Source organism: Hydrogenovibrio thermophilus, assembly GCF_004028275.1.
Classification (GTDB): domain Bacteria; phylum Pseudomonadota; class Gammaproteobacteria; order Thiomicrospirales; family Thiomicrospiraceae; genus Hydrogenovibrio; species Hydrogenovibrio thermophilus.
This window is the reverse complement of the sequence record NZ_CP035033.1, coordinates 259,099-284,139: the sequence shown is the minus strand read 5'-3', so window position 1 is coordinate 284,139 and position 25,041 is coordinate 259,099. Positions and strand designations below refer to the sequence as shown.

The following is a 25,041-nucleotide window of genomic DNA, read 5'->3' as shown; positions in this document are numbered from 1 at the left end:
TCTTTCGCGAACGGTCAGTCTTCATACTGAAAACGGACCCCTAAATAAACGTAACGCCCGGCTTCCGGTCGGAAGTCGGTTCCATCGAATTTGCGCTGCACATCGGTAACGTTATTCACCCCACCGTACAGCCGCCAATCCTGATTAATGTCGTAATTCACAATGGCATCCCAGGTTGTGTAGCCTGGCGAAACCGTGTCATTGGCTTCATCCAGATACTGGTCGGACTCGTAATTCATCTTCACGGTCACCGTCACCACCTTCCATAAATAGGTATCCAACCCCAGCTTCGCTTCGTGCTCGGGGCGCTCAACCAACACTTTCTTCGTATCCACATCGCGTGCATTGAGGTAGTTGTAACTGGCGTCCAAGCGGAAGTAAGAACCCAACGGCTTTCTGAACACCACTTCGACGCCTTCCGTCATGGCTTTTTCGATATTTTGATATTCGTAAACCGCCGCGCCATTCGGGCCGACCTTATTCGGGTTCAGCGCTTCGGCAATCAGATCATCAATATCATTGTGGAACAGACTGACCCCTAAACTACCGTCGTCGGGAAACACCCACTCCAGCCCCAATTGATAACTGATCGAACTTTCCGGTTTTAAATCCTTGTTTCCTTGTACGACATAGCCAAGTTGACTGTGGTCGAACAGGTAATAGAGTTCTTTGAGGTTCGGGGTGCGGTAACCGTTACCGACACCGGCTCGAATATTGACCCGGCCGGGCAACCAGTCTTGGCGGCTGTACATGGCGTTCAACATCGGCGCGAGATGCGAACCGTCACGGGAGTCATTGTGAAAACGGGCACCGGGCAACACCTCAAGGTTCGGGGTCACAAACCAACTGTCCTGAGCAAACACCGACGTCGATTCTTTGGTCTCATCTGCAACTTCCTGAGTACCGGTCGAAAGGTTTTTGACGTCCATATAGTCGTATTGAAACTCGGCCCCGACGGTGACCAAGTGCGAATCCCCAAGTGGCATGTCCAATTGCGCTGCAGCCTCGGAATGGTCGGTAAAGGTTTTACGATGAGAGGCTTTATTGGAGTCGTTGTCGAACCCTTCCCACATCGCCCGAATCTTCCAATTCCAGTCATTTTTCAGACGTTGTTCAACCACTGTGGCGATATTGGTCACTTGGGTTTTATCACGGTACTCTTCGGTACGATTACCGAAACCGGGCACCGCGACATCTTCCAAAGTGGCGGCATCTTCATCGAAATAGCGCGGCATCAACGTCACTTTCAAATCGTTGTCAAAAGCGTATTGAAACTTGCCGGAAACCGTGTTTTTATGCCCATTCCAGCCTTGAGTCGACTCGCCTGCGGTGTCGGGCGCTTTAAAACCGTCCGACTCGGTCAAGTCGGCAATGACCTGGCCATACCATTTGTCTTGTTTGGTCGACACTTCAAAATTGCCGTGTTTTTTCGCAAGCGGATTATCCTTTTCGCTTTGCTCTCCCCAGTTGCCGCCGGACACATCCGCACTCACGCGGAAATTCGCCGTCGGTTCTCGGGTAATGACATTGACCACCCCGCCCATCGCAGAAGTGCCGTATAAAGCGGAGGTCGCGCCTTTAATGATTTCAATGCGCTCCACGTCGCCAATCGCCACCTGAGTGACATCCACCGTGGAGCCCGTGCTAGGAGACACCGGATTGCCGTCCACCAGAATCAGAACCCGGTCCGGATCGAACCCTTGAATCCAAACACCCTCGCCCGTCTTGCCATGAATGGGTTTGAGTTGAACGCCGGGCACATACTTCAGGGCTTCCGCCAGATTTTGAGCATGGGTTTTCTCGATATCATCCCGCGTCACCACCGTAGTTTGAACCGGCACCTCGTCCAAGCGTCTTGGTGTTTTGGTGGCCGTTGTCACCTGAACGGTCTCCAGACTGGTTTCATCGGATGACTTTGTCGGTTCCGCCCAAACAGCCTGCGAAAACGCAGACAAACAGATCACGGGAAACATCAAACCGCCGGTTCGAACCGCGGTTTTATGGAAAAATGAGCGAGTGCATTGATTGAATTTCATCATTGGATTTCAAACTTCTTGTTTTGGAATTAAACTTAAATAATATCCATGTCGTTATTGATAACTATTTTCATTCTCTTTATAATTAGCGAACTGTCAAGATGAAATTGATAAAAAATTTGAGTGATTTTTCAGACGACTGATTGCACAATGTCCATCAGGCAAGGCTGACGCGTCACTAAGCGACAATCAAAATTTAATGCGGAGAAGACGATGAGCACAGAAACAAAGAAACCGTTAAGCAACATCTACAATGAATTCAACCAATTCATCGATAGCCACCAAAGCGTGGTCATGGCCACCATCAATAAAGCGGCGGAACCGGAAGCCAGTTATGCTCCGGTCATGCGTCACGACGGCCGTTTTTACGTTTACATCTCGGAACTGTCCAACCACACCTTTAACCTGATGGAAGACCCGCAAGCCAGTTTGCTGTTCATCGAACCCGAAAACGACGCCAAACACCTGTTCGCCCGCAAACGCGCCACCCTGAAAGCCACGGCTAAACACATTCAACGCTCGGCCGCCGAGTGGGAAAGCACGATGGATAAATTGGAAGAGAAATTCGGTGAGATCATCCAGATGCTTAAGCCGCTGGAAGATTTCCACCTGTTTGAATTGACCCCGCTTTCCGCCGGGTATGTGCGTGGTTTCGCACAGGCGTATAAGCTGGAAGGCGAAGACCTCTCCGACGTCACCCACCTCAGCGAAGGCGGGCACGGAAAAAGTAAAAAGAATGATAACGAATCTTGAAAAGATTAAATCATTGAAAAATCAATAAGTTAATGTTTTTCGATTTGCGTTCGTATCCACACTTATCTAGAATGAAAAACGTAACGCATTCAAAACAATATCGAAAAACCGGGAGAGAGCATCATGTTAAAACCTGAAATTGCCAACCTGCTCAACAAGCAGGTCAATGCCGAATTCTATGCATCCAATATTTACCTGCAATTAAGTGCCTGGTGCGAAGACCACGGGCTGGAAGGCTCCGCCCAGTTTTTCCGCGGCCACAGTCTGGAAGAACGCACCCACATGGATAAGATTTTCGATTACATGGCCGAGTGCAGCGCACCGGTGACGTTGGAAGCCATTCCGGCCCCGCCGAACAGCTTCGACAATCTGATGGACGTCATCAACGCGGCTTACCAGCACGAATTGAAAGTCACCGCCATGATTCACGACATCGCCAATGCGGCCTTCGACATCAAGGATTACACCACTTTCAACTTCATCGAATGGTTCATTGCCGAACAACACGAAGAAGAAGTCCTGTTCGGTAAAATCCTGTCCAAAGCGGAAATGCTGGGCTTCACCGGCCAGCCGGGCCAGCAATTGCACATCATGGACAACTATCTGCGTTTCATCAAAGAATAAACCGCAGCTAACGCCAAAACGGCCAGGCCTGGCCGTTTTTGTCTTTGCGCCACATCATTTTCCGCCCGACACCATTACGCCGCCCCGCCGGTTTCCGCTATACTGTCTGCATTGACAACAACATCCGATCCGTCATGAAAAGCCTACGTTCGATTACCACCGTTGATACCCTGTCGAAAAACGACTTCCTCACCCGCTTTAAACGGCCGGAGATGCCCGTTAAATTCGAACACCTCACCGACGACTGGCCCGCCCGCAAAAAGTGGTCCATCAACTACTTCAAAGACGTAGCCGGTGATCGCATCGTGCCGTTATACGACAGCCAACCCTCCAAAAACCGCAAACACCAACATGCGCCCGCCGCACAGATGCCGTTGACCGACTACCTGGACAGACTGCAAGCCGGGGAAAACGATTTGCGCCTGTTTTTTTACAATATCCTGCAAGAAGTACCGGAACTGACCCAGGATTTCGACTACCCGGACATTGGCCTGCCTTTTTTCCGCAAACTGCCGGTGCTGTTCATGGGCGGGACCGGCGCGAAAGTGCAAATGCACTACGACATCGATTTGGCGGACATTTTCCTGTGTCATTTCGGCGGCAAAAAGAAGGTCATGCTGTTTCCACCCGACCAGACGCCCTTGATGTACAAAGTGCCTTTTTCATTCAGCAGCCTGTTCGACGTCAACTACCGCACACCGGACCTCGAAAAATACCCGGCGCTGCAATACCTGGAAGGTTATGAAACCGACTTGAACCACGGCGACATTCTGTATATTCCGCCCGGCTGGTGGCATTACATCGAATACGAAGAACTGAGTTTTTCCATGGCGTTACGCGCCTTTCCGCGCCGTCCGAAAAACCTCGCCACCATGCTGAAAAACCTCTTATGGACCCGCAGCATCGAAGGCCTGATGCGCAAGACCGTCGGCCAAGCCTGGAACGACCGCAATGAAAAACGCGCCGTGCAGAACACCCATCGTTATCTTGCGAAAAAAGGATTACGCTAATGCGCACCACACACATCGGTCAATTACTGGTTGTCTTCAGCTTTATCCTCATCAGTTTAAAAGCCTGGGCGGATACGCCTCAAATCCAAGGCCAACTGTCGATTGACCCGGACAATATCAGTGGCTTGGTCATCACCGACCGCTTTATGGCCTTGGCCACCGACGAAGGCACCGCCCTTCAAATCCTGCCGAAACGAAACGGCGTCTACCACGCCGAACCCTCCGGCAAAATCACCTTGACCGACACGCCCGATGAACTCGACTTGGAAGGCCTGGCCTGGCGAAAACCGTATCTGTACGCCATCGGTTCCCATTCCAAAAAACGCAAGAAAATCAAACCCGGCGCCTCGGACAAAAAGAACCTGAAACGCCTCACCCCCATTCATGACGAACCGTCCCGCAATGTGCTCTTTCAAATTCAGCTCAACGAGGCGTTACAGGTCACCGCCATCCGAAAACGTTCGCTTATCCCCATTATTCAACATAACAAAATGCTCGCCCCCTTCATCACACTGCCCAGCAAGGAAAACGGCATTGACATTGAAGGCCTCGCCGTCACGAAAAAACATCTCTACGTCGGCTTTCGCGGCCCGGTGTTTCGCGGCAACCTGGCCGCCGTCTTGAAGTTGGATTTGGTCGAAAACACCTTTGAGCTGACCGACCCGAAATTGCGGCTGGTGAATTTAAACGGTCTGGGGATTCGAGACATGATGGCCGACGACACCCAACTTTACCTGCTGTCCGGCCCGGTCAATGAAGTGCCGAACCGCTATCAAGTACATGCCTGGAACGGCAAACCCCATTTTTCGGCCTGGCCGCCGCTGTTAACGCTGGAGAACCCAAAAGGCAAACCGGAAGGTCTGGTGGTGCAGAAACAGTCAAAATCGCCAGGCCTGGTGATTTTCATTGTGCAAGACGGTGTATTGAACGGTGGCTTGAAGCGCTACGAATCAACGCTGAAATAAATCGAAACTGTTAGAGCTCGAACCCGACCACCAAGGAAGCGAAACGAAAGGCTTCCTCGGGCTGATCACGATAAAATTGTCCGAACACCGAACCGGCAAACAGCACATAGAAACCATTCCACGTCATGGCCCCGCCGTATTGTCCGGATGGAATCACTTCATTGGCCGGTTTCAAACCGGTGTCATCCTTGGTAAACAAACGACCGTCACGCAAAACATTATAGATTTGATATTGAGCTGAGATATCAGCAAACACAAACCAACCAAAGCCCTTGCCGGTATTCATCACATGATTAAAAGTATTGAAGCTCATCACCGGCCGAGCACCATCGCCATAATAGGCTCCCACACCGGCATTCAACGCCGTTTCCGGAGAGCCGACCATGATGGATAAGGAACGGTACATCTGAAAATCTGGTTCCAATTGAGGATCAAACAAAAAACGCTGATTATCGAAGCTGATTTGCAAGGTCGGCTGATCGGGCAGTTGATTATCCCAACCGGAGGCATTGGAATTACCGATAACGGAGTGAATGCCGTCCTGGATTTCGCGTCCGCCACTGGCCGGGCCCAACCAGCCGACACTGAAGCTCAACAAAGATTGATGACGGTCGTAATGATAAAATCGCCGCCAATCGAAATGGGTCCAAGCGGTGTTCCCCGCGCTTTCCAATCCCGAATCGGTGCGTTTTTCCAACGTAAAAATTTGAGTGGAAAGTTCCAGTTGATCGGTCTGCTGAAAGAGCCGTTCATCCTTTTTGGGCAAAGCGGCTTTTTCAATCGGCTCAATCAACCAGTTCACCAGGCCAATGCCGTTTTCATCCGTCCACCGGACATTCAAGCCGCCGGTATATTGCCGATCGGTACCATAGACAATGTCGTTATCCGCTTGAAATGATAACTCCGAAGCCAATACCGGCAGAGCCGCCATCAACATTGAAAAACCGAACAGAGGGAATCTCAAACGCTTCAAACAGCGTTTTGATGCACACACCGAATAATCCAGACGAGCGTTCCTAGCCAAGAGAAGCGTCCCCCCAATAAAAAAAATGTTACTAAATTGTAACACCCATTACTCCAGTACCGAAAGACTTTCACCCTCGATACCGGAATGGCTTTACAGCAAATTCGGTAAATTTTTGTACAGAATAAACAGCCCGATCAACACCAGGAACACCGAGAAAATTTGCTTCAGCAATCCCTGGTCAACTCGGCTACTGACCTTGTGCCCCAACCAGCCTCCGACAATCCCGATGAGCGAGAATAAACCAATGACGTGCCAATCAATGCTTAACTGCAACGCACTTAGCACATTCAGATATTCGTAGAAACCGACAAACGACTTGGCGGCAATAATCACCAAACTGGTGCCCACCGCCAGACGCATCGACAAGCCGCCGAGCAGCACCAATGCCGGAATAATCAAAAAGCCGCCGCCGACACCGACCAGACCGGTCACTCCGCCGACCAGCAAACCGTCAATCGCAATTTTATACACCGCGCGTTCCTGTGTCGGGGTGTCGTCTTCAAGTTTGACCGGGCGGAACATCAAATACGCCGCCGTCAATAACAACACAGAGAAAATCAACATTTGCACCGCATCGGAAACATAATGTGCACCATAGGCACCCAGGTAAGCCCCCAACATCCCCGGCAAACCAAACACCACTACGGTTCGCCATTTCACCAAACCTTGGCGCGCATAAGGCAAGGCGGAGAAGACACTGATAATCCCGACAATCATCAAAGAACCGGCAATGGCGACCTTCGGATCCTGCCCCACCAGATATATCAGTACCGGCACGGTCAAAATCGAACCACCCGAACCGAGCAGCCCCAAACTCACACCAATCAGTAATGCACCTATCCAAGCTAGTATCATTTGGCTTTCCTTTTTAGATATACACCGCTTTCAATATGATGGGTGTAAGGGAATTGATCAAACAGAGCGGTTTCGACCACGTCATGAGTACGGCCAATGTCCGCCAAATCCCGCGCCAGGGTTTCCGGGTTGCAGGAGATATACAGAATATGCTCAAACTCCGTCACCATTTTGCGCGTCAAATCGTCCAGCCCCGATCGCGGCGGGTCCACGAAAATGGTATTAAAGTCATACGACTTCAAATCCACATCCTTAAGACGAAAAAAGGCCCGCTGGCCTTCCAGTGCGGCGGAAATTTCTTCCGCCGCCATTTTCACAACCCGCACATTGTCCGTGCGGTTCGCGTCAATATTGAATTCCGCCGACGCCACCGAAGTTTTGGAAATCTCCGTCGCCAACACTTGATTGAAATGCGACGCCAGCGCAATCGAAAAATGCCCGTTACCGCAATACAACTCGATCAAATCTTTGGATTGGTCCGGGTTGGCCAGCGCGGCCATTTTGCGCCCCCAATGCAACATATTTTGCGCCATTTCGGCGTTCGGCTGAGTAAAACTGTTTTCCACCTGCTGATAAACAAACGACTGTTCATCCACCTGCAAACGTTCGATAACGAAGTCCTGATCCAAGCACACCTTTTGCTTCCGTGCCCGGCCGATAATATGCGTAATCGGCAAGGTTTTTCGCAGGGCTTGCGCCGCTTCCAGCCAGGCCTGGTCGGTTTTCGTCTGACCCCCGTTTTTTTGCTGTAACGGCCGGCGGTAAATCAAGGTCACCAGCATTTCGCCACTCAAAGTGGCCAGAAAATCGACTTGAAACAACTTGGTCCGCAAGGCAGGCTGCCGCACGATTTCCGCCATCAGGCGCGGCATTAAATTGGCAATGCTTTCCAGCGCCATCGGGCAGGATTCAATCGCCACCTTTTCCTTGGTGTCGGGATCGAACATGATGTAATCGGTGCGGTCGCCTTCATGCCACACGCGGAATTCGGCACGGGCACGGTAATTGGCCGGGCGGGACGCAAACACCGTCATCGGTTCGGATTTTGGCAATAACGCCGTTAAACGGTCAACTTTTTCGTCCAGCTGCGTTTGGTAGCGTTCGGGAAAAACATCGCAGAGCATTCAGGGTTATCCAGGGCATTCAAAAATAGAAATGTCAAAATCACTCCCTTCTTTGTAGAAGGTGTTTAATAAATGATTTTTTTGCGAAGTATATCACCAATCGCCCTTAAAAGCGGCCCTGAAACAATGCCTTAATCAAATAGTCACACTCAAAGTGGTTATTTATTCAAAAAAACTTACCCCGTCACAAAAAAATCATGTAAGGTTTCATACGCACAAATACAATAATGATATTAAACAACTTTTGCACTCAACCACCATGACGAACGAATGTTTCCTGATCATTGAGGATCAACCCTCAATGGCGAGTTTATTGAAAACCGAACTTCAAAAACTGACACCGCTGACCATCCACACCTGCCACTCGCTGGCGGAAGCCAAAGACTTGATTGAAAGCGGAATCGAGGTCGCCGTCTGTTTAAGCGATTTGCAATTGCCCGACTCCTACAATGGCGAAGTCATCGAATACTTAAAGCACCACCACATCACCACCGTAGTGCTCACCGCCTCGTATAAAGAAGAAACCCGCGAAGAAATGTTCCGCCTCAAGGTCGCGGACTACGTCATCAAAGACAGTTTGTCCTCCATCCGCTATGCGGTACAAATTACCGACCGGCTGTATAAAAACGCCCAGCGCATGGTATGGATGCTTAGCTGCGGATCGCGTTACAGCTCCAAACTGCTTGGCATGCTTCGCAACCACCGCTTTCAAGTGCGGCTTTACGAAAGCTGCTCGGAGATGGACGCCGACCTGAAAGAAGCCTTACCCAGTCTGATTCTGCTGGACAGCGCCCAAAACGTCATCAACAACAACACCTTCGACTTCACCAAAAACATCCGCAACCGTTATTCGCAAAGCCAGTTGCCGATTATTTCCTGCGAAGACAGCGAAAACATCTCCTCCGCCATCAAATTGATGAAATACGGCGTCAACGACTTCTTCAACACCAACTTCACCCCCGAAGAATTCTACGTGCGCGTCAACCAGAACATCGAACAGGCCGAAACCTTCAAGGAAATCGAACACATCTCCCAAACCGACGGCCTAACCGGGCTCTATAACCGCCGCTTCTTTTTCCACAAGGGCGGCCAACAGTTCACCGACATCAAAGCCCAAGGCCAATATTTCTTCACCCTAATGGGTGACATTGATCACTTCAAAAACGTCAACGACACCTACGGGCACCAAAAAGGCGATGAAGCGATTATCTTCACCGCCAATTGCATCCAAGACACCTTCTCCGATTATTTGGTCGCCCGTTTCGGCGGGGAAGAATTCTGTGTACTGGGCCAGGTGGAAGACACCAGCGAAATCGAAGCCCTCTGTGAAACCCTGCGCCAAACCATCGAAACCGAATCCGAAAACCAAACCGGCGTACGTTTCACCATCAGCCAAGGCATCACCTACTCCGGCGACACCCTCGACGACGCCATCAGCCAAGCCGACAAAGCCCTATACCAATCCAAGGAAAGCGGACGAAACAAACTGTCGGTGGCGTTTTAAAGGAAATGACCATAACGGGAAATGGCCAGGCCTGGTCATTTCCGATGATTGGATCTAATCTTGTAAACCGTTCTTTTGTGACACGACGTCTTTGACCTTTAATAACCGCCAGTTCTCCACCGCCCAATCCCAAAGCGGAATCAGGGTGTTCAGTTCTTTCGGTGGGGAATGGTTCAAAAACGTCAGGGCGGCGCGTAGGGTTTCGGCGGCCTCGTCTCTTCGGATCGCCGGCGCGCGGCTTTTTTTGCTGAGTTTAATGCCTTCGCGATTGGTCACCAACGGGTGATGTGCATAATGCGGCGGTTCGTGCCCTAACGCCAGCATAATGGATTGTTGGGCAAAGCTGCTGGTGAGCAAATCCGCTCCCCGCACCACTTCGGTCATGCCCATTTCAATGTCGTCCACCGCGCAGGCCAGATGGTAACCGATCACGCCATCCGCCCGCTTGACCACAAAATCGCCCAACTCGGCGGCCACTTCCAAACACTGCGGCCCTTGCACGGCATCGTCAAAACACAAACGTCCGCCATCCGGTTGAAACCGCCAGGCAGCTTCCGGCTGCATGGCCTCAACATCCGGTTTCACAGCGTCGTGGCGACAATAAGCATCGTATAACCACGGCGTTTCCGGCTGCCGTTTCTGCAACTGTTTGCGGCTACAACCGCACACATACAACCGCCCCGATTCGTTCAACGCATCCAATGCCTGCTGGTAAATCGCATCCCGTTCGGACTGATAGACTTCCGGGCCGTCCCATTCAAAACCATAAGCTTCCAGTGTTTTGACAATGCTTTCACACGCGCCGGGCGCCACGCGCGGCCCATCGATATCGTCAATCCGCAAACGCCACTCACCACCCTGCGATTTGGCATTCAAATAACTCGCCGTCGCCGCAATCAAAGAACCGAAATGCAACGGCCCGCTGGGCGTCGGCGCAAAGCGCCCCACCACTTTTTGCATTTTTTGCGGTGCCGTGGGCGATTTCGATGTTGTGGAAGTTGGGTCGATACTCATACCGTTATCTTAACCGACGATTCCCGGCAAGTGAATGTTCTATCGTTCCGCGTGACGCCCGCCCTCGAAAAACCTGAAAACCACCAGGCCTGAGCATTTTTACTCAAGGTTTAACCCGCCAAAATTACGCCTGATGTCAACGGCTTATTGAGTTAAAATACACGGTTCTTATATTTTTGACAGACAGAATGGTTTTATCTATGACGGATCGCGCAACTCGGATTTCACAACTCAAATCGCTTTTGGCGGAACGCATTGTCATCCTCGACGGTGCCATGGGGACAATGGTGCAATCCTTGCAGCTCAGTGAAGACGACTTCCGTGGCGAACGTTTTGCCGATTACCACATGGACATCAAAGGCAACAACGACATTCTGGCCATGACCCAGCCGCACCTGATTCGTGACATCCACTTGTCGTTCCTCAATCGCGGCGTCGATATCGTCGAAACCAATTCCTTCAACGCCACCACCATCGCGCAGGCCGATTACGACATGCAGGACATCGTCACCGAGCTGAACATCGCCGCCGCGCAAGTGGCGCGCGAAGCCTGCGACCTGGCCGAACAGAAAGACGGCCAGCCGCGTTTTGTCGCCGGTGTCTTGGGGCCAACCAACCGCACTGCTTCGATCTCGCCGGACGTCAACGACCCCGGCAAACGCAACACCGATTTCGACGAACTGGTCACCGCTTACACACAAGCCACGCACGGCCTGTTGGAAGGCGGCGCGGACGTTATTCTGATTGAAACCATTTTCGATACCTTGAACGCCAAGGCCGCCATTTTCGCGGTGAAAGAAGTGGAAGCCGCTGTCGGTTACGAAGTGCCGATTATGCTGTCCGGCACCATCACCGATGCTTCAGGCCGAACCCTTTCCGGCCAGACGACCGAAGCCTTCTATAACGCCGTTGCTCACGCACAACCGCTGTCGGTCGGCTTGAACTGCGCCTTGGGGCCGGAAGAGCTGCGCCCTTACGTGGCCGAACTCAGCCGCGTGTGCGAGACCTACGTGTCCGTTCACCCCAACGCCGGTCTGCCGAACGAATTCGGCGAATACGACGAAACCCCGGAACAAATGGCGGCGGAAATCGCCGTCTGGGCGGAAAAAGGTTGGATTAATATCATCGGCGGTTGCTGCGGCACCACGCCGGACCACGTCAAAGCCATGGCCGATGTCGCCTTGCGCCACGCCACCCGCGCCTTGCCGGAAATCGCCCCGGCCTGCCGTTTGTCCGGCCTGGAACCGCTGAACATCGACGAAGACTCTCTGTTCGTCAATGTCGGCGAACGTAACAACGTCACCGGTTCCGCCAAATTCAAACGCCTGATTATCGAAGAAAACTACGGCGAAGCCATCGACATTGCCGTCAAACAAGTGGAAGACGGCGCGCAGATTATCGACGTCAATATGGACGAAGGCATGCTGGACGCCAAAGCCTGCATGGTCAAATTCCTCAACTTGCTGGCCTCCGAGCCGGAAGCCTCCCGCGTGCCGATCATGATCGACTCCTCCAAATGGGAGGTCATCGAAGCCGGCTTGAAGTGCATTCAGGGCAAAGGCGTGGTCAACTCCATTTCCCTGAAAGAAGGTGAAGACGCTTTTATCCGCCAGGCCAAACTGGTCAAGCAGTACGGCGCGGCGGCGATTGTCATGGCCTTTGACGAAACCGGCCAAGCCGACACCTTGGAACGCAAAATCGAAATCTGTAAACGCTCCTACGAGGTCCTGACCCAAAAAGTCGGCTTCCCGCCGCAGGACATTATTTTCGACCCGAACATTTTCGCCGTCGCCACCGGTATCGAGGAACACAACAATTACGGCCTCGATTTCATCAACGCCGTCACCTGGATTAAAGCCAACCTGCCACACGCCAAGATTTCCGGCGGGGTGTCCAACGTCTCCTTCTCCTTCCGCGGCAACAACCCCGTGCGCGAAGCCATCCACTCCGTGTTCCTCTATTACGCCATCAAAGAAGGCATGGACATGGGCATCGTCAACGCCGGGCAAATGGCGATTTACGACGACCTGCCGGAAAAACTCCGTCAAGCCGTGGAAGACGTCATCCTCAATAAAGACCCGGAAGCCGGCGAACGTTTATTGGAAGTGGCCGAAGAATTCCGTGGCGACGGCCAAGCCGCCAGCAAAGTCGCCGACACCGCCTGGCGCGAACAAAGCGTGGAAAAACGTCTGGAACACGCGCTGGTCAAAGGCATTACCGACTACATCGAAGCCGACACCGAAGAAGCTTACCAAAAACTCGGCTCCGGCCTGCACGTCATCGAAGGCCCGCTGATGGACGGCATGAACGTGGTCGGCGACCTGTTCGGCTCCGGCAAAATGTTCCTGCCGCAAGTGGTCAAATCCGCCCGCGTCATGAAACGCGCCGTCGCCTATCTGGATCCATACCTGCTGGCCGCCAAGACCGAAGGTCAGCAACAGGGCAAAATCGTCATGGCCACGGTCAAAGGCGACGTTCACGACATCGGCAAAAACATCGTCGGCGTGGTGTTGCAGTGTAATAATTTCGAAGTGATTGATTTGGGTGTCATGGTGCCCGCTGAGAAAATTCTCGACACCGCCGTCGAACAAGGGGCCAATGTCATCGGGCTGTCCGGCCTGATTACGCCATCACTGGAAGAAATGGTCAATGTCGCCAAACTGATGAAAGAACGCGGCATGGACTTGCCGTTGCTCATCGGCGGCGCCACCACCTCCAAAGCGCACACCGCCGTGAAAATCGAACCGCAATACGACCATCCGGTGGTGTACGTCAAAGACGCCTCCCGTGCCGTCGGCGTGGCGCAAAGCCTCATTTCCAACGACCTGAAAGTCGATTTCGCCGCCAAAATCCGCGCCGAATACGAACAGGTTCGGGAAGAACGCAAAGCCCGCGCCCAGCAGGTCAAGCGCATCCCAATCAAACAAGCGCGCACCAATCCCGCCTTAACCGACCAAGCCTGGCAGGAATTCACTCCGGTGCGTCCCAAATTCCTCGGCACTAAAGTGCTGGACAACTTCCCGCTGGAAAAACTGGTCGAACGCTTTGACTGGTCGCCTTTCTTCCAGGCCTGGGAATTACACGGAAAATACCCGCGCATTCTCGACGACAAAGTCGTCGGCGAAGAAGCCCGCAAAGTGTTTGCCGACGCCCAAACCATGCTCAAGCAAATCATCGACGAAAAATGGCTCACCGCCAAAGCCGTGTACGGTTTCTATCCGGCCAACCGCGTCGGCGACGACATTGAAGTCTATGCCGACGAAAGCCGAAACCAAGTGCTGTACACTTTCCATCACCTGCGCCAGCAGGCCGAGAAAAAGCGTGGCGGCGCCAACAACTGCCTGTCGGACTTCATCGCCAGCAAAGAAAGCCGCGTACCGGACTACATCGGCTTCTTCGCCGTCACCGCCGGCATCGGCATTGACGAACACGTGGAACGCTTTGAAAAAGACCACGACGACTATCACGCCATTATGCTCAAAGCCCTGGCCGACCGCTTTGCCGAAGCCTTTGCCGAAACCCTGCATGAAATCGTGCGTAAGGACGATTGGGGCTACGCGCCGGACGAAAACCTCGACAACGAAGACCTGATTAAAGAACGTTACCAAGGCATTCGCCCCGCCGCCGGTTACCCGGCCTGCCCGGACCACACCGAAAAAGGCACCCTTTGGGAACTGCTGAAACCGGACGAAACCATCGGGCTGGACATTACCGAAAGCTTTGCCATGACGCCAACGGCCGCCGTTTCCGGCACCTACTTCGCGCACCCGGAAAGCCGCTACTTCGGCGTCGGCTCACTCGGCCGCGACCAAGTAGAAGACTACGCCCACCGCAAAGGCTGGAGCATCGAAGAAACGGAAAAATGGTTGGCCCCGAATTTGGGGTATGACCCCGAGGATTTTGCGAATTAAAAAGATGATTTAAACACTCTTTATATCAAGCTCTATCATCAAATCGAAAGCGAAATATTGAATGGTTAAAACCCTTTAGCCAAGAACTGGAAAAATTTGATATATTTTTGTTTTATATTAGTATTTTTATCTATTTTTAAGGGAATTAACATGAACCTATCACCACTATTATTAATTCTTGTGATGAGTTTTTCCTTATCAGGCTGCCTTTCCGGAGTAAAAGACACCGGCAAAGAAGCTGTCATAAGCTATACGATTGGGAAAAATAATAAAGCTGATAAGGTGAACTTACCTCATTTAGGCGAGGTCACACAAATTAGTGTCGGAGATTCACTGATACATTCTTATAAAGTTGAAGAAACCAAAGGTATAAAACTATCCGATAAAATAAATATTAATGGCAGGTACAACGGTTTTGTCCAAAACTACACAATTCATCCTGGTGAGTTCAAAATTTATGGTAGCGGGCTAGATGGAATATATTACATTCGAAACAACTCTGTAAGCCAATGGGTCTCTGCTAGTGGACACGCAGGCACATATGACGGTGGAGTTGTTATTTCTCCAAACAAATCTAAAGGGGATTCGCTGTTTTTTATATCAACCAAAACTATCGTTGAACCAATAGGTAAAAAAATAAAATACGAAAAAATAACTATCAAAAACAAAGTGCCTAATGATTTTAGGCGAGAATTAATATATGTTGGGAAAAGTGGTAGTTCTATTCAGCTAGAATATCGAGAGTTTAATAAAGATTATATTCGTCCAGCCTTTAACCAAACAATTACGTATGACATATCGTCTGATAAGAAAATAGGCTACAAGGGGGCAATTTTTGAAATCATCGATGCTTCTAATACTGGACTTAAATACAAAGTCCTTAAATATTTAAATTAACAATGACAAGCTAAATCAGACTAGTTAAGTTCAATAGTATGAAAAATTTCTTCCTAAAACTCTCCTCTCCTATTCTTAATCCTTTGGGATAAAGCAAGGCATGCTCAATGACCATCCATTACACCATCCAAACATTTGATAACCAAGAACCCCCGCACCTTCTAAAAACCATCAAAATTAGAAATGCACTGGCTTTGCCTTCGGTGAATCACACTGTCAATATTGATTTTGATGACTACATCGTACAAGAAGTCCGGCACCGTATTGCCTACAAAACGGAAACCTTTACCAGTGAACAGGGGATTCAAAGCAGTTACCAAGAAGTGGACGATATTGTCGTCATCGCTCGTAAAAAAGAGGGCGAGACCACTTATTCTTTAAAATAAAACGCTTACGACTGATGGCAAACCTAGTCAAAAAAGAACATGGCCGAATAAAATCAATCGACATGCTTTACACGAATCGTTAAACTCAACCTCATGAAAAATTTATTGCTAAAACTCTTCTCCCCCATTCTCAATCCATTGGAAAACGCGGATGGGCATTATGAATACAGTCCATCGCACCGCAAAGTGTTAAAGATAATGGGCTTTTTGTTTATCACACTGGGCGTTGTCGGTTTGTACTTTTCCATTCTCGCCAACCAAATTGCGGGCATGTTTCCGGTGATTCTGTTTTCCGTCATCGGCTTGATTTGCCTGGTGGTGGCGTTTCTCGGCAGCGACAAAGCGGTGTCCAAGCTGTGGCGCAACCGCAATGAAGACGCGCCGAAATAATCTTCAAAATCACCAGGCCTGGTGATTTTTCCATTTGAGTCAAACACCGGCCAAACCAACATGCGCAAACACCCAAACGCTCAAGCCTTATTGAATCAGGTTGAAACGCTTCTGCCGCTGATTCGCGCCGACGCGCCCACCGCGGAACGGCAGGGCCATCTCACCGACGCGGTTTTGGCCGCCTTATTCAAACAACGCCTTTTCCGCTTGTTTATTCCCAAATGCTATCAAGGCGAAGCGACCGACTTGCCAACGGCTTTGAAGGTGTTTGAGCGAATCGCTTACGCGGACGGAGCCACCGGTTGGCTGGTAATGATCGGCGCGGGCGGCGGTTTGTTTTCCGGCTTTATGGCGGAAGCGGCGGCGCGGGAAATTTTTGAACCGGAAAACGCGGTCATCGCCGGTTCCGGCATGCCGTCAGGCCTGGCGAAAACCGCAGAAAACGGTTTTATGAAAGACGGTTTTGAAGCCTCCGGCCGCTGGGCTTATGCCAGCGGCGCGCACCATGCCAGTTGGTTCACCGCCAATTGCAAAGTGGACGACACCGAAGACATTCTCGCCATTGCCGTTCCCGCCGCCGAGGTGGCCGTGCATTCCACCTGGTCGGCCTTCGGCATGAAAGCCACCGGCAGCCACGATTTCAGCGTGGAAAAGGTGACCGTACCACGCGATTTCACCTTTTCGCTGGCAGACACCCCCATTTTGAATGACCCGATTTTCCATTGTCCGCTGGAAACCCTCGCCAGCGTAACGTTTGGCAGTGTCGCCGTCGGCATCGCCCAACATGCTCTGGAGGCCTATCAAGCCTTTGCGCAACACAAAACCATCTACGGCCAAGACGGCGTGCTGGCGGAGCAACCGGCCATTCAACAATGCATTGAGCAAGCCCAAACCCAAATTGAACACGCTCGCACGCAATTGTATGACTTGGCCGACGCGGTTTGGCAAGCCTGCGAGCACGGCCAGACGCCTGACGAAGCGTTACGCACCCAAGTGCAAACCGAGTGCGTCACGCTGGTACAAAATTGCCTGCACGCCGCCGACAGCCTGAAAGCCCGCGCCGGAATGATGGCGGTGTTCGACACCTCCGAATTTGGCCTGGCCTGGCGGGATTTGCATGTGTTAAGCCAGCATGTGATTTTATCGCCACCACAGGATTAACCTTTGCGCTTGAAATATTTTTAAGGCTTACGTTTCGGACGATGGCTTTTCAATCAACCCTCGCTCCAAAAACACTTCTTCGGCCGCAAAGGCACCATTCAAGGCGGCCGGAAAACCGGCGTACACCGACATTTGGATAATGATTTCCATAACCTCGGTCACGGTACACCCCACGTTCAGCGCGGCATGAATGTGCACTTTGAGCTGGGGTGCCGCATTTCCCATCGCCGTTAAGGCGGCGACGGTGGCGATTTCCCGTGATTTCAAATCCAAACCGGGACGGCTGTAAACGTCTCCGAAGGGATATTCAATCGTATAACGCGCCAAATCGGGCGCTACCTGTTGCAAAGAGCGGATAACGTTTTCGCCGGCTTGGCCGTCGATTTCTTTCAGTTTTTTAAGCCCGCGTTGAAAGCGTTCGGTATCGGTTGTTGTCATGGTTTGTTCTCCTTTCGGTTTTGAAATAATGGTTTTTTCGGCTGCGAAAACAGACGAAACGGGGCCGCTAAATGCGCAGCCCAGCGCAGACAATTGAATGAAATGACGCCGACTGAATGTAACGGCATGAATGGATGGTTTGACTGGCATCGTGAAGCTCCTGATGTCGGGTTCACAAGCAGTCTACAACTTAGAGTTAACTCTAAGTCAAGCGAAAAAAAGCGTGATTAAAACGTTAATAGAACAGTATTTTTTGGGCGGGTAAGCTGGAATTCAATCCACAAGGTCTTGCTTGTACAAATCAATTTTGTCGTTGAGTTTTTGCAAATGCGTATGCAACTGTTCAATATTTTCGGACAGGTCTTGTGCGTGCTCTTCAAGCAGGGCCTGACGCTGTGCGACGGTGTCTTTACCTTGCTCCCTCAACGCCGCATAGTGACGGATTTTATCCAACGGCATACCGGTGTGTTTTAGACGCAGTACAAATTCCATCCAACGGACATCTTTGTCGGTGAAATGACGGTGACCATTCGCCAAACGTTGCACCGAGGACAGCACGCCGTTTTTTTCATAAAACCGAATGGTATGCGGACAGACTCCGACTTGCAGGGAAAATTCTTTGATATTCATGGATTCACTCAATAAACCAACAACACAAAAACCCAGTAAAAAAGCCGCTCATCGCGCGGCCTTTTCTGATTTAACGATGCCATGATCGCTTACGAATACTCTAGTTGATTTCATTCAACTTTTCAGCGTTGTCATACGCTTCAACGTATCGTCTTTTTTCACGTAATGATGATACAACGCGGCCAAAGCGTGACCCAGAATCAGCATCCACACTAACAGTGCGCCACCAATATCCTTATGAATAAAATCGAACGGTTTCTCAAACTCTTTAAAGGTGATGCCGAACCAGTATTCTTCAATCACATTCGTATACAACCAGGTATCGGAAAATTTTGGAATCTCAAACAAATAGAAGAATTGCGTGTTGGCGCCGGTGCCCATATAGCCGGTCACCACCATCACCGCAATCATCAAATACAACAGCCAGTGCCCGGATTTGGCGGCCAAATGTGCAAAAGCGGAACCGGGAACCGGATCGGGTTTACGGTCATACAACACCCAAAGCAGGCGTAAAATCAAAATCACCCCGATGCTGATACCGATTGAAAAATGCAGTTGAATGGCGATGATGTTTTCCGGCGTATCCCGTTCGGTAAACCACTGCCGATAATAGACGGCCACATAGGCCAGCAGGAATAAAAGCGCCGTTGCCCAATGCAGGGTTTTCGCTACCGTGCCGTAGGCGATTTGACTGTTGCGTAATGCCATTTTGCTCTCCCAAAATTAAGTGCGGTTTTGTTTCGTTTTCTTAGCCTGATGTTGTACGGTAAAATACTATCGATTTAATCGCTGCACAATTTGAATCAATTATGTAAAAAAGGATATTCCATGAGCCAGACCGTTCCCGGCCCGGACAATCTGCCGCGTTGCGCCTGGTGCGGCCAGGTGGAGGCGTTTTTCGATTACCACGACCGGGAATGGGGCTTTCCGGTGGCGGATGACATTCGTTTGTTTGAAAAACTGTGTCTGGAAAGTTTTCAATCCGGCTTGAGTTGGCGCACCATTCTCGATAAGCGCGAGAATTTTCGCCGCGCCTTTGACCACTTCGACTTCCGCAAGGTGGCCCAGTTCACCGAACAAGATGTGGAACGCCTGTTACAGGATGCGAGCATCGTGCGGCATCGCGGCAAAATCGAAGCGGTCATCAACAATGCCCAGCGCGCGCAGGAACTGGTGGTGCAACACGGTTCACTGGCGGGGTTTTTCTGGCAATACGAACCGGACGAAGCCACTTTGCCGCCGCCGCAAAGCGTCACCACCTCACCGGAATCGGTGGCCTTGTCGAAAGCCTTGAAGAAAATGGGCTGGAAATTCGTGGGGCCCACCACCGTGTACGCCTTTATGGAAGCCATGGGGCTCATCAACAACCATGTGGAAACCTGCATCACCCGCCCAAAAGTCGCCGAGGCCCGTAAAAACTTCCAACGCCCTTAGCGAAAAACCGTTACCCGAAAGGCCTTTCGAGCCCGTCGCCACCATAAAAAGAATGTTATACTGGAAGTGATAAATAGGGCTTGGCAATTAACCCGGTGAAAGGCTGAGGGACCGACGGTTAACAAGACACCTAGAAAATAAAATATTAATAAAATATTTCGGGTAAGCACGCCCGAAACGTCACTCTGAATAAACCGCTTAGAAATATAAAAAAATATAGGCGACCAAACGAGCCAAAACTTTTATGTCGGATTCAACCTTGATTCTGCCAATGAACACTCATTGGAACGAAATCCAAACCCTCATCAATGCAGAAACCCAGCTTCGGGATTTTTGCGATCACCTTAGTCAATACCTAATAACCTCGTTAAGCGCGAATACCTGCGGCATTTTTTTGAAAATGACGGAATCGCAGACATTGAAGCAAGTTTTTGTAACCGAAAACGCCAGTTTTTCGCCGACTTCCGATTTAAAAATCGGCCAGCTTTGCTTAAATAATGACCAGCTTTTCATTCCGCTGTCGGTCGGCACCTCACTTATTGGTGTCATTGCTTTGCAGAAAGTTACGGAAAAAGTTCTCCAAGCCAAACAAGTTGAACTGGCCCAAATCGGATTGGAAGTTAGCCTCAAATTAAACACCATGATTAACGAACAGCGGCTGAACCGCAAAATACGCGTCATCAACGAACATCTGCTCAGCTATGAAACCGATCCGGACGGACACATCACCAATGTCAGCCAAGCGCTTTCCGACGAACTCGGCGTCAATAAACAAACGGTGATTGGTGAACGGGAAAGCCGCCTTTTCCCCCACGCATTGATCGAAAATGACACCAAAGGCAAAGTCATCAAATTCGCCTCCCCAAGTGGCACACCCGTCTGGCTTCGTTCCAATCAAGTGTTCAACTTCGATTTTATGGGCGAAAAACACGGCCAATACCATTTATACGAAAACATCACCGACTTAAAAAAGGCCGAACTGCGCTCCATCACCGATGACCTGACCGGGCTCTACAACCGTCGGTATTTTAATGAAATTTTTTCCAGGGAAATCGACCATGCGGTGCGTTATCAGGAAATCGTTGCCTTCATCATCATCGACATCGACAATTTCAAAAAATACAACGACACTTACGGACATCATGCCGGCGACATCACCTTAACGCGGGTCGCGAAAACCCTTCGAGAATGCTTCCGGCGCAAAGGCGATTATGTCTTCCGCCTGGGAGGGGAAGAGTTTGGCGTCATTTGCAATGTCACCCAATCCCAAGATGCCGAAACTTTGGCCAACATCACCCGTGAACAGGTCGAAGCCCTGCAACTTCCTCACACCGGGAACCCGCATCGGGTCGTGACCATTTCCTCCGGCGTTGCCTTCGTCGACGCAAACCATTTGGCCGACAGTAACGAACTCTACAAAATGGCCGACCAAGCACTCTATGAGGCTAAAAACCAAGGTCGTAACCGCGTCAACGTTTCCGGTTCCCGCGACGACATCGAGTTTTTTTAAGCCCCCACAAACGTATCCAATTTCTAGGCCTGAAAACGCCCAGGCCTGGTCGTTTTTCCATATTAAAACAACAACTATTTACATTCTTAATGCATCATAAATTAATTTTATCCGCACGCAAAAAACCTCTCTTTGACTCGCTTGGAACATTCTTTGAAAATATGTCCAATCAAACGAATTTATTCTAGGATAAGCGATGGAAGTCATTGTTTGGAGCGCGTGGATTGCCGGCATCTCGATGGGATTGTTTGTGGTTTTCCACTTCTGGTTAATGGGGAAACCCGCCGGCTGCTCAACCGGTTACGGTAATTTCTGCGGCATGATGTTCAAACGGGTGGAATATTTCCGCACCGGCGAATACAAAAACATCAATAACTCGCGTTTGTGGTTCCTGCTGGGCATTCCCATCGGCGGGCTGTTGAGCGCGCTGCAAGCGCCGGAGCCGTGGCATTTCAGTTTTGACATGGGGATGTACAACGACATCCTGCCGCAAACGCTGGCTGGGAAAGCCATCTGGCTGATTTTCGGCGGCGCGTTGCTGGGCTTCGGCGCACGTTTGGCCGGGGCTTGCACCACCGGGCACGCTCTGGTGGGCGGCGCCATGCTGAACCCGCCGAGCCTGTTGGCGGGGGTCATTTTCTTTATGAGTGCGTTCGTGACCACGCACCTGCTGTTCGGAACCTGAGGAGTCGATGATGGAACATAAAATGCCACCTTTGAAAAGCATCCGCCTGTACATCATCTCGTTCATGTATGTGTACCGCAACAACATTTTCGGTTTTCTGATGGGCATCACCTTCGGCTTTCTGATGAGCCACGCCGGGGCGACCACTTACGATTACCACGCCAAGATGTTCCTGTTCGAGGACTTTCAGTTGATGATTGTCATTGTTACCGCCGTGGCGATTGCGATGATCGGGGTGTTTTTGCTCAAACGCTTCAAAGTACGTGCCATCGCCACCGGGGCCGAAGTGGATTTCGTGAAAAAACCCTACCAAAAAGGTTTGATGATCGGCGCCATGCTGTTCGGCATCGGCTGGGGGATGACCGCTTCCTGCCCCGGTACCATTCCGGCGATGATCGGCGAAGGCAAAATCGCCGGGCTCTTTGCGCTGCTCGGCCTATTGCTCGGCACGATGGCGTACGGAATTCTGCAAAGTTACATCCGTCTGGAAAAGGCGCAAAGTCAGAACCAAACAACGGATTCGACCAGGCCTGGTCAATAACCGAATTTCCAGCAAATGCGGGCGTTTCGGGCCGATTTTTCGGCCCGCGCATTTCACTTGCCAACCGCTCTTTTCCCCCGAGAGCGGTTTCACAGCCGCGATTGGTGATATTTTCCAATCATTTCAGCAGATTACACAAACTCGTCCTGCCTTTTCAGTATAATACGCTTTTTTTGAAAGTTAAGAGAGTCCCTCCATGAGTACAGATCATATTCGCAACATTGCCATCATTGCGCACGTTGACCACGGTAAAACCACCCTGGTAGACCAGCTTCTACGGCAATCCGGCACGTTTGACGAAATCCGTAAAGACATGGGCGACCGTGTCATGGATTCCAATGATCTGGAAAAAGAACGGGGCATCACCATCCTGTCGAAAAACACGGCGGTCAACTGGAACGACTACCGCATCAACATCGTGGACACCCCGGGTCACGCCGACTTCGGTGGTGAAGTGGAACGTATCTTGTCGATGGTGGACTCGGTCTTGTTGTTGGTGGACTCTGTGGAAGGGCCGATGCCGCAAACGCGTTTCGTAACCGAAAAAGCCTTGAAACAAGGTTTGAAACCGATTGTGGTCATCAACAAAATCGACCGTCCGGGCGCGCGTCCGGATTGGGTACTGGATCAAACCTTCGACTTGTTCGACCGTTTGGGCGCCACCGACGAGCAAATGGACTTCGACGTGATTTACGCTTCCGGCCTGAACGGTTTCGCCGGACTGGATGAAGACGTTCGTGAAGGCGACATGACGCCGGTCTTTGAAATCATCACTCAAAACGTACCGGCACCGGACGTTGATTTGGGCGGACCTTTTCAGTTGCAATGTATCTCTCTGGACTACGACACTTATAAAGGCGTGATCGGCACCGGCCGTATCAAGCGTGGTTCCGTGGAAGTCGGCATGGCCATCACCATCATCGACGCCGAAGGCAAAGAGCGTAAAGGGAAAGTCGGTGAAATCTTCGGGTATCACGGCTTGGAGCGTGTCAGCGTGGACGAAGCCCACGCCGGTGACATCGTGGCCTTTACCGGGTTGGACCCATTGAACATTTCCGACACCTTGTGTGATCCGAACCACGTTGAAGCCCTGCCGCCGTTGACGGTGGACGAGCCGACCGTAAGCATGACTTTCCAGGTCAACGACTCGCCATTCGTCGGTCAGGACGGTAAGTTGCTGACCTCTCGCCAAATCCGCGAGCGTTTGGACAAAGAATTGTTGACCAACGTGGCTTTGCGTGTCGAAGACACCGAAGACGCCAACAAATTCCGTGTTTCCGGTCGTGGTGAACTGCACTTGTCGGTTCTGATCGAAACCATGCGTCGCGAAGGCTTCGAGATGGGGATTTCCCGTCCGGAAGTTATCTTCAAAGAAGAAAACGGCGAAACCTTGGAACCGTATGAAAACCTGACGGTGGACATTCCGGAAGACGCGCAAGGTTCCATTATGGAAAAACTGGGCGAGCGTAAAGCCGAAATGCAAGACATGGTTCCGGACGGGCACGGTCGCGTACGTATCGACTTCATCATCCCATCACGTGGCTTGATCGGCTTCCGTACCGAGTTCATGACCGCCACCCAAGGGAACGGTTTGATTTTCTCCAGCTTCTCGCATTACGGACCGAAATTCGCCGGCACCCTGGGCGAGCGCAACAACGGCGTATTGATCTCTCTGGGGCAAGGGAAAGCCTTGGCCTTCGCTTTGTTTAACCTGCAAGACCGCGGCCGTCTCTACATCGGTCACGGTGAAGAAGTATACGAAGGCATGATCATCGGTCTGCACAGCCGCGCCAACGACTTGACGGTCAACCCGTTGAAAGGTAAGCAGTTGACCAACATGCGTGCCGCCGGGACCGACGAAGCTCTGACCTTGACGCCGCCGATTCGTTTCTCGCTGGAACAGGCGTTGGAATTCATCGACGACGACGAACTGGTCGAAGTCACGCCAAACAGCGTTCGTATCCGTAAAAAACTGTTGACGGAAAACGAACGTAAAAAAGCAGGCCGCGGCAAAGGCTAACCGCCCGCCCGACTCCGTTTTTCCAAAAACGCCCAGGCCTGGGCGTTTTTTATTTCCCTCTTTTTTCCTGTTCCGCTAAAATCAGTAGTGTAGTCCCTTGTAAAGGGCACGCCATTCACTGCGGGC

The 25,041-nt window shown here is 51.1% G+C and carries 23 protein-coding genes; 15 read left to right on the top strand and 8 right to left on the bottom strand.

Going from position 1 to position 25,041, the window contains the following annotated elements; translation table 11 throughout:
- Positions 1-14 precede the first annotated feature (14 nt).
- Positions 15-1,973 carry a TonB-dependent receptor plug domain-containing protein gene (locus tag EPV75_RS01240; protein ID WP_192894009.1) on the bottom strand — a complete coding sequence of 653 codons (1,959 nt, stop codon included), beginning with the start codon at positions 1,971-1,973 and terminating at the stop codon, positions 15-17.
- Between the two features lie 276 nt (positions 1,974-2,249).
- On the opposite strand from EPV75_RS01240, the gene EPV75_RS01235 reads away from it, so the two are divergent.
- From EPV75_RS01235 to EPV75_RS01220, 4 genes are all read left to right on the top strand, one after another.
- Positions 2,250-2,789, top strand: a complete 540-nt coding sequence (locus tag EPV75_RS01235; protein ID WP_029939459.1) for a HugZ family pyridoxamine 5'-phosphate oxidase — start codon at positions 2,250-2,252, stop codon at positions 2,787-2,789.
- 123 nt (positions 2,790-2,912) lie between these two features.
- Positions 2,913-3,413 (top strand): ferritin, encoded by a 501-nt coding sequence (locus EPV75_RS01230; RefSeq protein WP_068647013.1) that lies wholly within the window; start codon positions 2,913-2,915, stop codon positions 3,411-3,413.
- A gap of 134 nt (positions 3,414-3,547) precedes the next feature.
- Positions 3,548-4,423, top strand: coding sequence for a cupin-like domain-containing protein (locus tag EPV75_RS01225; protein ID WP_128384202.1), 876 nt, complete (start codon positions 3,548-3,550; stop codon positions 4,421-4,423).
- Positions 4,423-5,388 carry a DUF3616 domain-containing protein gene (locus EPV75_RS01220; RefSeq protein ID WP_128384201.1) on the top strand — a complete coding sequence of 322 codons (966 nt, stop codon included), beginning with the start codon at positions 4,423-4,425 and terminating at the stop codon, positions 5,386-5,388. Before EPV75_RS01225 ends, EPV75_RS01220 begins: the two co-directional genes overlap by 1 nt.
- A 10-nt stretch (positions 5,389-5,398) precedes the next feature.
- On the opposite strand, the gene EPV75_RS01215 is transcribed toward EPV75_RS01220, so the two are convergent.
- The 3 genes from EPV75_RS01215 to trmA form a co-directional block, all read right to left on the bottom strand.
- Positions 5,399-6,325 carry a lipid A deacylase LpxR family protein gene (locus tag EPV75_RS01215; RefSeq protein ID WP_128384200.1) on the bottom strand — a complete coding sequence of 309 codons (927 nt, stop codon included), beginning with the start codon at positions 6,323-6,325 and terminating at the stop codon, positions 5,399-5,401.
- Between the two features lie 180 nt (positions 6,326-6,505).
- Positions 6,506-7,270 carry a sulfite exporter TauE/SafE family protein gene (locus EPV75_RS01210; protein ID WP_128384199.1) on the bottom strand — a complete coding sequence of 255 codons (765 nt, stop codon included), beginning with the start codon at positions 7,268-7,270 and terminating at the stop codon, positions 6,506-6,508.
- A complete protein-coding gene (gene trmA, locus EPV75_RS01205) occupies positions 7,267-8,394 on the bottom strand; it encodes a tRNA (uridine(54)-C5)-methyltransferase TrmA (protein ID WP_128384198.1) in 1,128 nt (375 codons plus the stop codon). Before trmA ends, EPV75_RS01210 begins: the two co-directional genes overlap by 4 nt.
- A gap of 259 nt (positions 8,395-8,653) precedes the next feature.
- Between trmA and EPV75_RS01200 the strand changes: the two genes are divergently transcribed.
- Positions 8,654-9,898 (top strand): diguanylate cyclase, encoded by a 1,245-nt coding sequence (locus EPV75_RS01200; RefSeq protein WP_128384197.1) that lies wholly within the window; start codon positions 8,654-8,656, stop codon positions 9,896-9,898.
- Between the two features lie 54 nt (positions 9,899-9,952).
- Here the strand turns inward: EPV75_RS01200 and gluQRS are convergent, their stop codons facing one another.
- Positions 9,953-10,912, bottom strand: coding sequence for a tRNA glutamyl-Q(34) synthetase GluQRS (gluQRS, locus tag EPV75_RS01195; RefSeq protein ID WP_225972358.1), 960 nt, complete (start codon positions 10,910-10,912; stop codon positions 9,953-9,955).
- Positions 10,913-11,112: 200 nt separating this feature from the next.
- Here gluQRS and metH point away from each other — a divergent pair, with 200 nt between their 5' ends.
- From metH to EPV75_RS01170, 5 genes are all read left to right on the top strand, one after another.
- On the top strand, positions 11,113-14,823 hold the full coding sequence (gene metH, locus EPV75_RS01190; RefSeq protein ID WP_128384196.1) for a methionine synthase: 3,711 nt from the start codon (positions 11,113-11,115) through the stop codon (positions 14,821-14,823).
- 150 nt (positions 14,824-14,973) lie between these two features.
- On the top strand, positions 14,974-15,720 hold the full coding sequence (locus EPV75_RS01185; RefSeq protein ID WP_128384195.1) for a hypothetical protein: 747 nt from the start codon (positions 14,974-14,976) through the stop codon (positions 15,718-15,720).
- Between the two features lie 107 nt (positions 15,721-15,827).
- Complete coding sequence (locus EPV75_RS01180; protein ID WP_068646993.1) at positions 15,828-16,106, top strand: hypothetical protein; 279 nt, start codon at positions 15,828-15,830, stop codon at positions 16,104-16,106.
- A 93-nt stretch (positions 16,107-16,199) separates the two neighbouring features.
- Entirely contained in the window at positions 16,200-16,496 is a 297-nt protein-coding gene (locus EPV75_RS01175) for a hypothetical protein (RefSeq protein ID WP_029939446.1), read from the top strand.
- Positions 16,497-16,556: 60 nt separating this feature from the next.
- Complete coding sequence (locus EPV75_RS01170) at positions 16,557-17,657, top strand: acyl-CoA dehydrogenase family protein (RefSeq protein WP_128384194.1); 1,101 nt, start codon at positions 16,557-16,559, stop codon at positions 17,655-17,657.
- Positions 17,658-17,684: 27 nt separating this feature from the next.
- On the opposite strand, the gene EPV75_RS01165 is transcribed toward EPV75_RS01170, so the two are convergent.
- From EPV75_RS01165 to EPV75_RS01155, 3 genes are all read right to left on the bottom strand, one after another.
- A complete protein-coding gene (locus EPV75_RS01165; RefSeq protein WP_128384193.1) occupies positions 17,685-18,095 on the bottom strand; it encodes a carboxymuconolactone decarboxylase family protein in 411 nt (136 codons plus the stop codon).
- Between the two features lie 273 nt (positions 18,096-18,368).
- Positions 18,369-18,725, bottom strand: a complete 357-nt coding sequence (locus EPV75_RS01160; protein ID WP_029939443.1) for a MerR family transcriptional regulator — start codon at positions 18,723-18,725, stop codon at positions 18,369-18,371.
- A gap of 114 nt (positions 18,726-18,839) precedes the next feature.
- The gene (locus EPV75_RS01155) at positions 18,840-19,433 is read right to left on the bottom strand and encodes a cytochrome b (RefSeq protein ID WP_128384192.1); all 594 of its coding nucleotides are present in this window, start codon (positions 19,431-19,433) and stop codon (positions 18,840-18,842) included.
- Between the two features lie 120 nt (positions 19,434-19,553).
- Here EPV75_RS01155 and EPV75_RS01150 point away from each other — a divergent pair, with 120 nt between their 5' ends.
- From EPV75_RS01150 to typA, 5 genes are all read left to right on the top strand, one after another.
- On the top strand, positions 19,554-20,159 hold the full coding sequence (locus tag EPV75_RS01150) for a DNA-3-methyladenine glycosylase I (RefSeq protein WP_128384191.1): 606 nt from the start codon (positions 19,554-19,556) through the stop codon (positions 20,157-20,159).
- A gap of 244 nt (positions 20,160-20,403) precedes the next feature.
- Entirely contained in the window at positions 20,404-21,669 is a 1,266-nt protein-coding gene (locus EPV75_RS01145) for a sensor domain-containing diguanylate cyclase (protein WP_128384190.1), read from the top strand.
- 196 nt (positions 21,670-21,865) lie between these two features.
- Positions 21,866-22,354: a YeeE/YedE family protein gene (locus EPV75_RS01140; RefSeq protein WP_029939440.1), complete on the top strand. Its 489-nt coding sequence runs from the start codon at positions 21,866-21,868 to the stop codon at positions 22,352-22,354.
- Positions 22,355-22,376: 22 nt separating this feature from the next.
- Positions 22,377-22,895: a DUF6691 family protein gene (locus tag EPV75_RS01135; protein WP_225972357.1), complete on the top strand. Its 519-nt coding sequence runs from the start codon at positions 22,377-22,379 to the stop codon at positions 22,893-22,895.
- A gap of 196 nt (positions 22,896-23,091) precedes the next feature.
- Positions 23,092-24,915 (top strand): translational GTPase TypA, encoded by a 1,824-nt coding sequence (gene typA, locus EPV75_RS01130; RefSeq protein WP_128384189.1) that lies wholly within the window; start codon positions 23,092-23,094, stop codon positions 24,913-24,915.
- Positions 24,916-25,041: the final 126 nt, after the last annotated feature.